Here is a 14436-nt window from a genome sequence, read left to right on the forward strand (position 1 = left end):
TCAAATAGCTTCTTTGCTAAGTATAACGGATATTGCAAAAAAAATCACTCCCCTATTTGGAGAGTGACTCATTTCTTAAAATTTATTTACTTCTGCAACGACTTGTTTGATAAAGTCATCTACAGAAAGTGTTTCGGAATCTTTAGAACCATATCTACGAATATTGACTGTGCCGTTTTCCGACTCTTGATCGCCGACGACTAATGCGTATGGAATCTTTTGTGTTTGCGCTTCGCGGATCTTATAACCAAGTTTTTCATTGCGGTCATCGATTTCCACGCGTAAACCAGCTCGGACTAATTTGTCTTCTACTTCTTTAGCGTAATCGAAATGAGCATCGCGATTGACTGGAATGATCTGCATTTGGATCGGAGCCAGCCAAGTTGGGAAGGCACCTTTGTATTCTTCAATCAAATAAGCGACAAAGCGTTCCATTGTAGAAACAACACCGCGGTGGATAACAACTGGGCGGTGTTTTTCGCCGTCTTCACCGATATAAGTCAGATCAAAACGTTCTGGTAAAAGGAAATCAAGTTGAACAGTCGATAGTGTTTCTTCCTTCCCAATCGCTGTTTTTACTTGGACGTCTAATTTCGGTCCGTAAAATGCTGCTTCGCCTTCTGCTTCAAAATAATCCATTTCCATTTCATCCATCGCATCTTTGAGCATTGTTTGTGCTTTTTCCCACATCGCATCATCATCAAAATATTTTTCTGTATTTTCAGGGTCGCGGTAGCTCAAGCGGAATTTATAATCTGTAATGTCGAAGTCTTTGTATACGGCAAGGATAAGTTCAAGCACGCGTTTGAATTCATCTTTGATTTGATCTGGTCTTACGAAAACATGCGCATCATTTAATGTCATCCCGCGAACACGTTGCAATCCTGATAAGGCACCACTCATCTCATAACGGTGCATCAGGCCTAGTTCGGCGATTCGGATCGGTAACTCACGATAGCTGTGGATGTCATTTTTATAGACCATCATGTGATGCGGACAGTTCATTGGGCGTAGAACCAATTCTTCGTTATCCATCTTCATTGGCGGGAACATATCTTCATGATAGTGATCCCAGTGACCGCTTTGTTTGTAAAAATCTACTTTGGCCATGATTGGTGTATAGACGTGACTATAACCGAGACGCTCTTCGCGATCTACGATATAGCGTTCGATCACGCGGCGGATCGTAGCACCTTTCGGCAACCAAAGTGGCAAGCCTTGCCCTACTTCTTGGGAGATCGCGAACAATCCTAGTTCTTTACCTAACTTACGGTGATCGCGTTCTTTTGCTTCTTCTTGCATTTTCAAGAAAGCTTTTAGGTCTTTTTTATCGAAGAAAGCTGTTCCGTAAATACGCTGCAGCATCTTGTTATTGCTATCGCCGCGCCAGTATGCACCGGCTACATTAAGCAATTGGAAGACTTGTAGTTTGCCTGTGGAAGGGACATGGATCCCGCGGCAAAGGTCGAAAAATTCACCCTGTGAATAAATAGTTACCGTTTCATCCGCTGGTATCGCTTCGATCAATTCCAATTTATAATGATCGCCAATTGCTTCAAAGCGTTTGATCGCTTCTTCGCGGCTGACAACTTCCCGAACGATCGGCAGATTTTCGCGGACGATTTTCTGCATTTCTTTTTCGATCACTGGGAAAGATTCTTCACTGATTGGTTCTTCTGTATCGACATCGTAGTAAAAGCCTGTTTCGATTGCCGGTCCAACTCCAAATTTGATGTCGGGATAAAGGCGTTTAAGTGCTTGAGCAAGCAAGTGTGCTGTGCTGTGACGTAAAATGCCAAGGGCGTCTTCATGATCAGGAGTGACGATCTCGATTTTTCCGTCCTCTTCGATTGGTGTTGCCAGATCCACCAATTCACCATTGATTTTTCCAGCTAAGGCTTTCTTTTTCAGTCCTGGGCTGATGGATGCGGCGATGTCTGCAGTAGAAACTCCTTTATCAAATTCTTTTACTGCACCATCTGGGAAAGTGATTTTCATTTTTATCGACTCCTTTGTTTGTTTTAGATTTTGTAAGTAAAGGAAGGCAAAATAAAAAACCCGCCCCTACTACGCTCAAGGGACGAGTTTACGCTCGTGGTTCCACCCAAGATTCTGAAGCTAAAAAAGCTTCACTCTTGTTGCCAATAACGAGGCAAGCCGGCTGTCAATAGTTGCAAAAGCGTTCCTGACAGCAGTTTAGAGGTGGTCCGATTTCTAATTTTCGATTCGGAGGTTCGCAGCTACCCCTCCTTCTCTGTAATCACCAATTAGAATGGTTGTCCTCATCGTTACTTGTTAGTATATGATAAGCATTATATGCTACAATCGGCTAATTTTCAAGTCTTTTTTTAATAGCGTCTGTTTTTGCCTTCCAAACCGACTTCTTTGGATAAATAACGGATACGTTCCATGATTCGCCTTGCTTTCAATCGTTCTTCATTTCCGTTCCCGGTAAACATCAAATGGCTTTCCAGCTCGTTCATGGTGTAATTGGACGAAAAGAATGTCGGTAGTTCTTCCTGCATACGGAACTGCAGGATCGCACCGAGAACTTCATCTCTGGTCCATGCTGTCATGGCTTCGGCACCGATGTCATCCAGCATCAAAATATCGGTTTCTTTCGCAAACTGGATCTTTTCGCCAACGGTATTATCTGAGATCGACTGTTTGATCTCACGCATGAATTCAGGCAGATAGACAAGCGTTGATGAGATGCCTTTTACGGCAAGCTCTTTCGCCATCGCTCCTAGCAAGTAGGATTTTCCTGTCCCGAAATTACCATGGATATAGAGACCTTTTAGACGCTCACCGTTTGCACTTGGGTAGCTGTTCAAAAATTGATAAGCTTCAACCAAGGCGACTTGGCGCGATTCTTCGTCCGTGAAAAAATCTTCGAGATCTGCTTCCAGCACTTGTTTCGGCATGTAGAGAGAGCGCATCCGTCTTTCGATCGCACGTCTTTTATCTGCTTCGACTTTTTCCTTCGTAGGATAATAACTGACAGTGATATATTCGCCATTCAAGGATAATCTTGGCGCATAGCCCGGCATCATGGTTTCTTGTTTCTCTTCGTATTTTTGATTTTCGGTCATAAATTCATATAGCTTTGATAAATTTTGATTGACCATTTGTTCGGAGAGCACGTCTTTATTTTCTTCAAGAAACGTTTTTACCCGCGGATAAGCCAAAACTTCTTGTTTCAGTTTTTGATAACGATCATCGAAATCACGTCCGTCGAAGAGATTGCCTAGCGTCTGATTGATTTTATCCATTTCTTTCACCTACCTCTTTTTTAGTTTTTCTTTGATTTCGCGAACCTGTTCTTCCAAGGTTTGCTTTTCTTTATTCGTCATTTTGCTGTCAGTCGGTTCTGCAGTTTCTTTATCAAACCATTCCGGCAGGACTTCTTTCTTTCCATTGCCGCGGCGTGAGTAGTTCGTTGGCTTGTCTTTGGTTTCTTCCTGTAGGCGCTTGTATTTCTCGTGTTCAGCCCAAGCAAGTTCCATCGCATCTTTTGCGGTTTGGACTTTTTTACGTTTCCAGTGTGCCGCGATCGTCATCATGTAGTTACGGGCGATCTTGCCATCAAGGCGCAAAAGAACGTACTCGATCAAGACATTCATGACTGGTGTCGGTAACTGCTGTTGTTCCATTACTTCTTCCACGATTTTCAAATCGGTCTCAGCGGGTCTTGCTCCATCCGCAATGTCTACCAGTAGCTGAAACGGCGTGATGTTCTCCAAATAGATCTGCAAAGCTTCTTCATCGCTGGCCGGTTCTGACTGCTCTGATATTTTTTCTTGTGGGGCGCTTTGTTTCATGCTAAGGGCCGGTAGTCTGCCGGTCTCGATATGATAGCCGTTGCGAACGATTTTTCGTAAGTATTCTAAATCGATATCGCCGCTCGGTTCTAGCGCGCGATATAAGTAAGTCACTAATTCTTCTGCTGAAGCGCCATAGATCGTATGCATTTTCACCAGTGCTTGTTCGACAGCAGGCGTGATTTGTTCTCGTGTGATCAATTGCGGAGAAAGCATTTGATAAAAGGCTTCAAAATCGAATGTTTTTTTATCTAATTGGATCACTGTCGGTTTGCTTTTCTGAAAAACTTCGGAAGCAACATGGTTAACATCGGGTGGAATCGCAGTACCTTTGAAAGTTTCAAAAACATCTTGGAAGGATCGTGTCACTTCTTTATAATCGTTTGCTGGTAATGGTTCATCTGAGAAAAATGTGCGTAATCGTTTAAACTGCTTTTCGCCTACTTGGCTGAATAAATAAATATTCAATAAGCCATCCCCGAAAAATTGGGCTGGCGAAAGTGGCGGCAAGATTTCGTACACGTATTCACGGGTGTCGTCCGCATCTTTCATAAAGACTTTGAGTAGCCCTAGTCCTTCTAGTTTCAAGCGTGCTTCAAATAATTCTTCGAGTCCTACATGAAGCATGCTTAGGAGCTGCATGTGAGAGCGGCTTTCTGCTGTCCAAAGACGGTTCTCTTCTACTTCTGCGGCTAACGTTTGGTATAGCGCTAGGCTGCTTGTTCCCATCAAGGGTTGGTAAAGCATCGTGAGTGTTTTGGCATCGATCGTATTAAATGTACCATTTAGTTTTACTTGATAGCTGTCTATCGCTTGTAATTCCATCCAAAATCCGGCCAAAGCGCTCACCTTTCTTTATTTTTTTCCATCAGTTCTTTTAATTCTTCGACGAATACATTGATGTCTTTAAATTGCCGATACACAGAAGCAAAGCGCACATATGCTACTTCATCGAGATTCGCCAATTTATCCATGACTTTTTCACCGATCAATTCAGAAGAGATCTCGCTGTCACCAATGTTACGCAGCTCGCGTTCTACTTCGTTTACGATCTCTTCTAACTGTTCTGCACTGACGGGACGTTTTTCACAAGCACGAATGAGTCCTCGTCTGACTTTTTCGCGCGCGAATTCTTCGCGTGCACCATCTTTTTTCACTACGATCAGTGGACTTTCTTCCACTTTTTCAAATGTCGTAAATCGAAACCCGCATTGTTCGCATTCTCTTCGTCTGCGAATGGAATTTCCAGCATCTGCTGGTCTTGAATCTACGACACGTGTTCCATTATATTTACAATTGGGACATCTCATGCTATCACTTCCCTTAAAGCATTTTTGTGTTTATTATACCATGATGCGGGCGGACTGACTATTTGTTCTTAACGCAATTCTGCCAAGATCCGATCCAGCTGTGCTTCTGTTTCTTCCAGCGTACCATTATTATCAATGACATAATCGGCAAGTTTCGCTTTTTCAGAAATCGAGATTTGACTTGCGATCCTGAGCTTGGCATCTTTTTCGGAAAGATGATTGCGCGACATCAAACGTTGTAGCTGAACTTCTGGATCCACTTTGACGACGATGACCTTATCGACCAAATGGGTCAGCTTGCTTTCATATAGTAACGGAATATCGAAAATGATCAATGGTGCTCCTTCCGCTATCCACTCCTGTTGTTTTTCCAACATATACTTTCGCACTAGTGGATGCGTGATTTGGTTCAACTTTTCACGCTGCGTCTCATCTTGGAAAATCAGTTCTCCTAGCTTTGCCCGGTCTAAATCGCCATTTCCATTCAAAAAGGAAGCTCCAAAAGTTGCTTCGATCATCGCTAGCCCTTCACTACCTTTTTTTACAACTTCTCTCGCAGCGACATCTGCGTCTACGACAGGAATCTGTTTATCAGCAAGCATTTTGCTGACGGCAGATTTTCCTGTAGCGATACTGCCCGTTAATCCAATCGTTTTACTCATTCTTCCACCTACTTCTGACAACCCCGGCAAAAGTGAGTGCCGCGTCCATTTAATTTTATTTTTTCCACTGTACCGCCGCAACGCAGACATTTTTCCCCCGTCCGACCGTAAACTTTGAGAAAGTCTTGGTAATTCCCTTTCTTTCCTTGTGAATTTTCATAAGTTCGAATGGAGGAACCGCCTGCTTCGACTGCAATACCAATGATTTTTTTGGTGGCTTCATATAATGCAGCGACTTCAGCATCGCTTAATTCATTTCCTGCCCGCATCGGTAGCACCTCTGCTTCAAAGCAGATCTCATCGGCGTAGATATTGCCAACTCCTGCGACTAATTTTTGATCTAATAAAGCCGTTTTGACTGCGCGGGTCGTTTTTTTTAGTTTACTTACAAAAGCAGCTAGCTCAAAATGAGCGGAAAGTGGTTCAGGTCCGAGCTTTTGGAGAGAATTTGTCGTTTCTTCCTGATGCTTGGCGGCAACTTGCATGGTTCCGAATTTACGGACGTCCAAGAACCGTAATTCAGTTTGATCGGTAAAATGAAAAATGATATGCGTATGCTTCGTAGTTGGTTCGGTTTCGGGATAAACGCGAAACTTCCCTTCCATCCGCAAATGTGAAAGAATCGTGCAGTCCGTCAGGTCGAAAAGCAGAAACTTTCCGCGACGTCTTACCGCTTCGATTTCTTGGCCAACCAACATATGGACAAACTCATCTGCCGGAAGTCCGTGAATCATTTTCGGAACATGAACAATCACTTGATCGATCGTTTTTCCGATAACTTGGCGTTCGAGTGTTGTTCTGACATTTTCTACTTCTGGTAGTTCTGGCATTGCTGTTACCCCTTTTTCTACTTATTTTGCATCGTACCAAGAGTCGCCATGGGCACTGTCTACTTTCAGCGGTACCGAAAGTGCTACGGCATTTTCCATAACATCTGGAACGATCTCGGCTAATTTTGCGATTTCTGCTTCCGGTGCTTCAAAAATCAATTCATCGTGTACTTGGAGCAGTAATTTTGCTTCCATTTGTTCGGACTCTAAGCGTTCATCCATGAGTAGCATCGCTTGTTTGATGATATCAGCTGCACTTCCTTGGATTGGCGTGTTCATCGCTGTTCGCTCAGCAAAGCTGCGGACATTAAAATTACGACTGGTGATTTCTGGAATATAGCGACGTCTATGCAAGATCGTCTCCACGTACCCTTTTTCTTTGGCAGAACGGACGATCTCTTCCATATAGACTTTTACATCTGGATAGCTAGCGAAATAACGATCAATAAAATCTTTTGCCGCTTTTCGGGTGATTCCAAGGTTCTGCGATAGACCATAATCGCTGATACCATAAACGATGCCGAAATTGACTGCCTTCGCTTGCCTTCTCATCAAGCTGTCCACTTCCTCTTCCGAAACATGGAAAACATCCATAGCTGTTTTCGTATGGATATCATAATCGTTTCTAAAGGCATAGACTAAGTTTTCATCTTGGGAAATGTGGGCTAGCACCCGTAATTCTACTTGCGAATAATCGGCAGAAAACATTTTCCAGCCTGGATGGCTTGGAACGAAGACTTGTCTGATCTTCCGGCCTTCTTCTAAGCGGATCGGGATGTTTTGCAGGTTCGGATCAACAGAACTCAGACGTCCTGTTTGTGTCAGTGTTTGGTTGAAACGAGTGTGGACTTTGCTTGTCTTTTTATCAGTCACTTTTAGCAGTCCTTCCACATAGGTGGATTGGATCTTACCTAATTGTCTATATAACAGGATCTCATCAATGATCGGGTGCTTACCAGAGAGGCTTTCTAAAACATCTGCAGCCGTCGAGTAACCAGTCTTTGTTTTTTTGACTGGCGGCAGGCCAAGCGTCTCAAATAAAATCACACCTAGTTGTTTTGGTGAATTGATATTGAAAGTCGTTCCAGCAAGTTCATGAATGCTAGATTCGATTGTTTGCAGACGCGCTGCCATTTCTGATTTCATCTCTTCTAAGCGCTCCGTATCAACACGAACGCCTTCCATTTCCATTTTCGCAAGGACAAATGTCAGAGGTAATTCCAAGTTATCCACAAGTTCCAACTGCTCATTTTTTTCCAGCGATTCATTGACTGTTTGTTCAAGCTTGGCAATAGCTACTGCTTTGCGGGCCAAATGATCTGCAACTTTCGTTTCGTCTGGAACATTGTATTTTGCTCCTTTACCGAAAACAAGTTCATCTGCCTCTACTTGCGTATAATCATAACGACTGGCTACACTAGCGAAATCGTCGATCGTCTGAGAAGGATCGAGCACATATGAAGCGAGCATAAAGTCGAACAAGATCCCTTCGCATGGCAGTCCTAAACGATTTAATGTGACCATTGTTTTTTTGGCATCGTATACGGCTTTTGTCTGATTGGGGTCGCTGATCCAATCTGCAAACGCAGTGCTGTTTTGGATCGTTGCCGCGCTGTAATAAAAATTTCCTTTATCGGAAGAAATTGCCACGCCGATAATGTCAGCGGTGTGATAATTTTCTCCTTGTAATTCGATATAAAAAGAGGTGTGTTTCCCGAAATCCTCAGGTGAAACATCGGTTTTGATCGTTACGTCGATCCCTTGTAGCTCTATTTTCTCTTCTTCCGGATCCTCTGCACTGATATTTTTCAGCAAGGATGTAAAGTTCATTTCTTTAAGCAACGGAATAACTTTTTCGGTATCATAGCCGGAATAAGCTGTATCCGCGATTTTTACTTCGACAGGTGCTTCGGTATTGATTGTTGCTAATTCTTTACTTAGTAGCGCTAGTTCTTTATTTTCCATCACTTTTTCCTGCAATTTTTTGCCGGAAATCTCAGAAGCATGTTCCAATACACTTTCGACCGTCCCACCGTATTGATGTAACAACTTGAGCGCTGTTTTTTCGCCAACTCCTGGAATTCCGGGAATGTTATCGGAGGAATCTCCCATTAGGCCCTTCATATCAATAATCTGTGCTGGTGTTAATTGATATTTTTCTTGAAGAGATTCGGGCGTATTTTTTTCCATATCGGTGATACCCTTCTTAGTGATATAGACCGTGATGTGCGCTGAAGCAAGTTGTGTCAAGTCACGATCTCCTGTGATCACGATGACTTCAAACGCTTCCTTTTCTGCCTCGCGAGCAAGCGTACCGATAATATCATCTGCTTCATAGTCGGGCAATTCATAACGGGCAATACTGTAAGCATCTAGCAGTTCGCGAATAAAGGGGAATTGTTCGGAAAGTTCGCTTGGTGTTTTTTGGCGGCCGCCTTTATATGCTTTAAAAGTTTTATGTCTAAACGTCGTTTTCCCTGCATCAAATGCAACTAGTGCATGTGTCGGCTTTTCCTTTTCGATCACGTTCATCAGCATCATTGCAAAGCCGTAAACAGCATTTGTATAGACACCTTTATCATTATTTAAGAGTGGCAATGCATAGAATGCGCGATTCGCGATACTGTTACCATCAATCAAAATCAATTTATTCATCAGGGATATCCTCCTTGTTTCTTGCTTCAATATCTTTATTTTAACATAGGTATAGGGGAAAAACACTTGCGGTCGCATTGCTTGTCACAAAAAATAACTTCTCAGCAAATTCGCTAAGAAGTTATTTCTCATTAACTGAATGTTTTTATCTAAAATCAAAATTACAGACTAGTTATAGATCGCTTAAAATCTCTATATTATAGATTTTTAATCAATTCATCCGCAAATTCCGAACATTTAACTTCAGAAGCATTTTCCATCAAGCGGGCAAAATCGTAAGTCACGACTTTAGAAGCAATCGTTTTCTCCATAGATCTCGTGATCAATTCTGCTGCTTCGCTCCAACCGATATGCTCTAGCAACAATGTTCCAGAGAGGATGACAGAGGATGGATTCACTTTATCAAGATCTGCATATTTAGGTGCTGTTCCATGCGTTGCTTCAAAAATAGCATGACCGGTATCGTAATTGATATTAGCTCCCGGAGCGATCCCGATTCCGCCGACTTGGGCAGCAAGCGCGTCAGAAATATAATCGCCGTTTAGATTCATCGTAGCCACAACATCAAATTCAGCTGGTCTTGTGAGAATCTGCTGCAAGAAGATGTCAGCGATCGAATCTTTGATCAATATCTTACCAGCATTTAAAGCAAGTGTTTGCGCTTTATCAGCTGCTTCGATCCCTTTTTCTTCTTTGATACGGTCATATTCATTCCACGTGAAGACCTGGTCACCATATTCCCGTTCTGCTAATTCGTAGCCCCAGTTTTTGAAGGCTCCTTCTGTGAACTTCATGATGTTTCCTTTATGGACCAAAGTAACCGATTTACGGCCTTCTTTGATCGCATAGTCGATCGCAGAACGCACTAACCGTTCCGTTCCTTCTTGTGAGATCGGCTTGATACCGATCCCGGATGTCTCTGGAAAACGGATCTTGTTCACGCCAAACTCTTTTTTCAAGAAAGCGATCAGCTTTTCAGCTTCTTCTGTTCCTTTTGCAAATTCGATCCCCGCATAGATGTCTTCCGTGTTTTCCCGAAAAATCACCATGTCCGTATCTTCTGGACGTTTGACTGGAGAAGGAACTCCTTCGAAATAACGAACTGGGCGCAGACATACATAAAGATCGAGTTCTTGACGAAGCGCTACATTCAACGAACGGATCCCGCCTCCGATCGGTGTTGTTAGAGGGCCTTTGATTGCGATCAGATACTCACGAATGGTATCTAATGTTGCCTTTGGAAGCCATTCCCCAGTCGTGTCAAAAGCTTTTTGCCCAGCTAATACTTCCTTCCAGACAATTTCTTTCTCACCCTTATATGCCGTTTTGACTGCTGCATCTAATACTCGCTTCGCCGCACGCCAAATGTCTCTTCCTGTCCCATCCCCTTCAATAAACGGAATGATCGGATTGTTCGGGGTATGTAATGTCCCTTGTTCTACTTGAATTTTTTCACCAATAGTCATATCTTGCTTTTCCTCCTTTATTACAAGCGTTTTTCAACTGGTTGATATTCCCTGTTTTCCGGTCCTACGTAAATCGCACGTGGACGGATCAGACGGTTATCGCGATATTGTTCATAAATATGTGCTAGCCAACCGGATACACGGCTTACAGAAAAGACAAGTGTAAACAGATCATGATCGATTCCGAGCGCGTGATAGAGCGAAGCCGAATAAAAGTCGACGTTCGGATGCAAATGTTTTAATTCCCATACGACTTGTTCTACTTCTTTCGAGATCAAATACCATTTTTCTTCACCAGATTCAGCTGTTACTTTTTGAGACATTTCTTGTAGATATTTTGCTCTTGGATCACCATTTCGGTACACGCGATGACCAAATCCCATGATTTTTTGTTTATTGTCGATTTTATTCCCGATATAGGATCTGACATTCTCTAATTCGGCGATGTCTTCGAGCATATCGAAAACACGTTCATTTGCTCCGCCATGAAGCGGTCCTTTCAATGCGCCGATCGCAGCAGTGACTCCGGAATAGACATCCGAAAGGGTTCCTACACAAACGCGGGCAGTGAAGGTGGAAGCGTTGAACTCATGATCAGCATGCAAAACAAGTGCCTTATTCATGGCAGTTACAGAAAGTTCATCTGCCTCTTCTCCCGTCAGCATATACAAAAAGTTTGCAGCCATCGAAAGTCCTTTTTTGGGCGCGATTGGATCTAATCCGCGGCGGATCCTTGAAAAAGCAGCTACGATCGTAGGCATTTTCGCTTGTAATCGCAGTCCCTTACGGTATACCGCTTCCCCGTCTTCCAGTTCCGACTCCGTATCAAATACCCCAAGCATCGATACCGTTGTGCGCAAAACACTCATCGGATGCAAATTTTGGTGGTTCTGCATTCGTAGGCTAGTAATAATCGTTTCGGAAACTTCGATATTTGCTTCAATTTCTTCTTGGAATTTTTTCAGTTCTTTCGCATTCGGCAAGCGCAGGTGCCAAAGAAGATAGATCACTTCTTCAAATGACGCATCATTCTCCATCAAATTGTCGATACTATAGCCAACATAAGTCAGCGTATCATCTACAATGGAACTGATCGATGTTTCAGCAACGTAGACATTTTCTAATCCTTTAGAAAGTGGCATGATTTATTCCTCCTTTTAAAGATGCAAAGCCCTCTTTAGAAGACTTTGCACTATTCGTGTATTTCACAAACCTCATCTACCGATAAAACCAACCACTTGCATGGCTATGTACGCTATTCCCGCAGCAATAACTGGTCCAGCAGCGATTCCGCGGAAAAGTACAACAGCTAGTATCGTCCCGAAAACAAGCGAGACAGTGATTTGCGGATCAACGGACATATAGCCGACACCCTTTTTAGAAAGAATCGACACAAGGATCCCCGCTGTTAAGCCAATCCAACCAGCTGCGGACTTAAAAGATTCAATCAGATCTTTCAAGCCGATTTGATTCGTGGCAATTGGAATCAAGATCGCAATCGTGATGATCGTTACTCCCCAATTAATACCTTTTGCTTGGATCGTTTCTAAGATCTTGCCATCAACATGGAAAATTTTTAATAACAAAACGACCACGACAGCAATAATCAATGAATTGTTCTTCGCTATTAAACCAAGGAGTAAAAAAAGTAATAAAAATAACATGCTTTCTGAAAACATTCCATTACACCTTTCAAACTTGCAAACTCGCAAGATAGAAGTAATTATAACATAAAATCACTAAATGTCATAAAGTAAACCTTATGTTATTTTCTATATAACATAAGAAAAAACAATTGAAACTAACTCAAATTGCAGTTCTTATTTCAGTTATTATACCTCAATTTCGGTAATTTAGACATGGAAATAAAAAAACCGGCAAAGCACAAGGCTTTACCGGTCGATGATCATTATTTTAGTGAGTTGATGTTTTACCATTGTAGACACTGCCTTGACGTGAGTCAACCGTGATTACTTCCCCATCATTGATTAGAGAAGTGGCATCTTTTGCACCAACAACAACAGGAATACCTAAGTTGATTCCTACAACAGCTGCATGGCTTGTCAGTCCACCTTCTTCTACGATGATCGCTACGCTTTTTTCGATTGCTGGAAGAATTTCTTTATCCGTTGTTTTTACAACAAGGATGCCGCCTTCTTCTGCCTTCGCTAAAGCTTCTTTATTGGATTTGGCAACGATTGCTTTTCCGCTTACGGATTTGTCGCCGATCCCTTGGCCTTTGACTACTTTTTCACCAATCAATTGGATCTTCATCAAGTTAGTTGTACCACTTTCTGTAACTGGTACACCAGCCGTAATGATGATCAAGTCGCCTTGTTTCGCGATTCCGGAATCAACAGATTCTTTCACAGCTAATTCAAACATTTCATCCGTGTTGGAAACTGGCTCTGCTAAACGAGGGTAAACACCCCATGACAACGCCAAGCTGCGATATACATGTTCGTTGAATGTTACGGCAACGATATGCGATTTCGGACGGTATTTAGAGATCATGCGCGCTGTGTGACCGCTTTGTGTCGCAGCAACGATCGTATGAACATCTAGGTTACGCGCCGTATGACCAACTGCTTGGCCGATTGCTTCCGTCATATCTGTATTTTCATGCATTTTAAGCGCTACTTTGTCTTGTGTCGAAATCACTTCTTCTGTACGGATCGCGATTTGCGCCATCATTTTAACTGCTTCTACTGGATAATCCCCAGCTGCTGTTTCACCAGAAAGCATGATCGCATCTGTTCCGTCGAAAATAGCATTGGCAACGTCACTTGCTTCCGCACGAGTTGGACGCGGGTTGCGCTGCATCGAATCTAGCATTTGTGTAGCAGTAATAACAGGTTTACCTAATTTATTACATTTTTTGATCAATTGTTTTTGAACGATTGGAACTTCTTCCGCTGGGATCTCAACTCCAAGGTCGCCACGAGCAACCATCAAGCCTTGCGATACTTGCAAGATTTCGTCGATGTTGTCGACACCTTCTTGGTTTTCGATTTTAGGGATGATTTGAACGTGAGTCGCATCATTTTCTTCTAAAATTTTCGTGATTTCCAGTACATCTGATGCACGTCGTACAAAAGAAGCAGCGATAAAGTCGATTCCTTGACCTAAACCAAAACGAATGTCGTTAGCATCTTTTTCAGTGATACCTGGCAAGTTGATCGAAACATTTGGCACGTTAACGCCTTTTTTGTTTTTCAATACGCCTGGATTCAATACTTTCGTTACTAATTCGCGGTTTTTAGCATCTTTTTCAGTTACTTCCAGCGCGATCAATCCATCATCAAGTAAGATAGAAGATCCAACTTCTACATCATCGAATAATTGTGGGTAAGTAACGGAGAATTTTTCTTTTGTTCCTTCTACTTCTTCCATTGCTACGCGTACGATATCTCCAGTAGCGAATTCTAACTTGCCGCCTGCCATATCATTCGTGCGGATTTCAGGGCCTTTTGTATCTAATAAAATAGCTACTTGTTTCCCTGTTTGTTCAGATGCTTTGCGAATATTTTCGATTCGAGCACCGTGTTCTTCATAGTCACCATGGGAAAAGTTAAGGCGAGCAACGTTCATTCCCGACTCAATCAATTTTACCAATGTATCTATCGATTCACTGGCTGGCCCAATAGTACAAACGATCTTAGTTTTTTTCATGTTAATACTCCTCCTAGAAC

11 protein-coding genes and 1 other annotated feature are annotated in these 14436 nt (G+C 42.6%); all 11 genes read right to left on the minus strand.

Features of this window, described 5'->3' with window-relative positions:
* Positions 1-75: 75 nt before the first annotated feature.
* The 11 genes from thrS to pyk all read right to left on the minus strand — a co-directional run bounded on the left by thrS (position 76) and on the right by pyk (position 14416).
* A complete protein-coding gene (gene thrS, locus EL241_RS07525; RefSeq protein ID WP_003755601.1) occupies positions 76-1998 on the minus strand; it encodes a threonine--tRNA ligase in 1923 nt (640 codons plus the stop codon).
* Positions 1999-2073: 75 nt separating this feature from the next.
* Positions 2074-2298 (minus strand) — a binding site (T-box leader).
* Between the two features lie 50 nt (positions 2299-2348).
* Positions 2349-3272, minus strand: a complete 924-nt coding sequence (dnaI, locus tag EL241_RS07535) for a primosomal protein DnaI (RefSeq protein ID WP_036104429.1) — start codon at positions 3270-3272, stop codon at positions 2349-2351.
* Between the two features lie 9 nt (positions 3273-3281).
* Entirely contained in the window at positions 3282-4661 is a 1380-nt protein-coding gene (locus tag EL241_RS07540) for a replication initiation and membrane attachment family protein (RefSeq protein ID WP_052009066.1), read from the minus strand.
* A gap of 5 nt (positions 4662-4666) precedes the next feature.
* Positions 4667-5131 carry a transcriptional regulator NrdR gene (nrdR, locus tag EL241_RS07545; RefSeq protein ID WP_003755598.1) on the minus strand — a complete coding sequence of 155 codons (465 nt, stop codon included), beginning with the start codon at positions 5129-5131 and terminating at the stop codon, positions 4667-4669.
* A gap of 68 nt (positions 5132-5199) precedes the next feature.
* Positions 5200-5793, minus strand: coding sequence for a dephospho-CoA kinase (gene coaE, locus EL241_RS07550; protein WP_036103875.1), 594 nt, complete (start codon positions 5791-5793; stop codon positions 5200-5202).
* Between the two features lie 8 nt (positions 5794-5801).
* The gene (mutM, locus tag EL241_RS07555; RefSeq protein WP_126320469.1) at positions 5802-6623 is read right to left on the minus strand and encodes a DNA-formamidopyrimidine glycosylase; all 822 of its coding nucleotides are present in this window, start codon (positions 6621-6623) and stop codon (positions 5802-5804) included.
* Between the two features lie 21 nt (positions 6624-6644).
* On the minus strand, positions 6645-9278 hold the full coding sequence (polA, locus tag EL241_RS07560; protein WP_126320470.1) for a DNA polymerase I: 2634 nt from the start codon (positions 9276-9278) through the stop codon (positions 6645-6647).
* A 197-nt stretch (positions 9279-9475) separates the two neighbouring features.
* Complete coding sequence (gene icd, locus EL241_RS07565) at positions 9476-10738, minus strand: NADP-dependent isocitrate dehydrogenase (protein WP_172465241.1); 1263 nt, start codon at positions 10736-10738, stop codon at positions 9476-9478.
* A 26-nt stretch (positions 10739-10764) separates the two neighbouring features.
* The gene (citZ, locus tag EL241_RS07570) at positions 10765-11886 is read right to left on the minus strand and encodes a citrate synthase (protein WP_003755593.1); all 1122 of its coding nucleotides are present in this window, start codon (positions 11884-11886) and stop codon (positions 10765-10767) included.
* Between the two features lie 72 nt (positions 11887-11958).
* A complete protein-coding gene (locus EL241_RS07575; protein ID WP_003755592.1) occupies positions 11959-12423 on the minus strand; it encodes a DUF441 domain-containing protein in 465 nt (154 codons plus the stop codon).
* A 235-nt stretch (positions 12424-12658) separates the two neighbouring features.
* Positions 12659-14416, minus strand: coding sequence for a pyruvate kinase (pyk, locus tag EL241_RS07580; protein ID WP_003755591.1), 1758 nt, complete (start codon positions 14414-14416; stop codon positions 12659-12661).
* Positions 14417-14436 lie beyond the last annotated feature (20 nt).

This window comes from Listeria grayi (genome assembly GCF_900638015.1).
In the GTDB taxonomy this organism is placed as follows: Bacteria; Bacillota; Bacilli; order Lactobacillales; family Listeriaceae; genus Listeria; species Listeria grayi.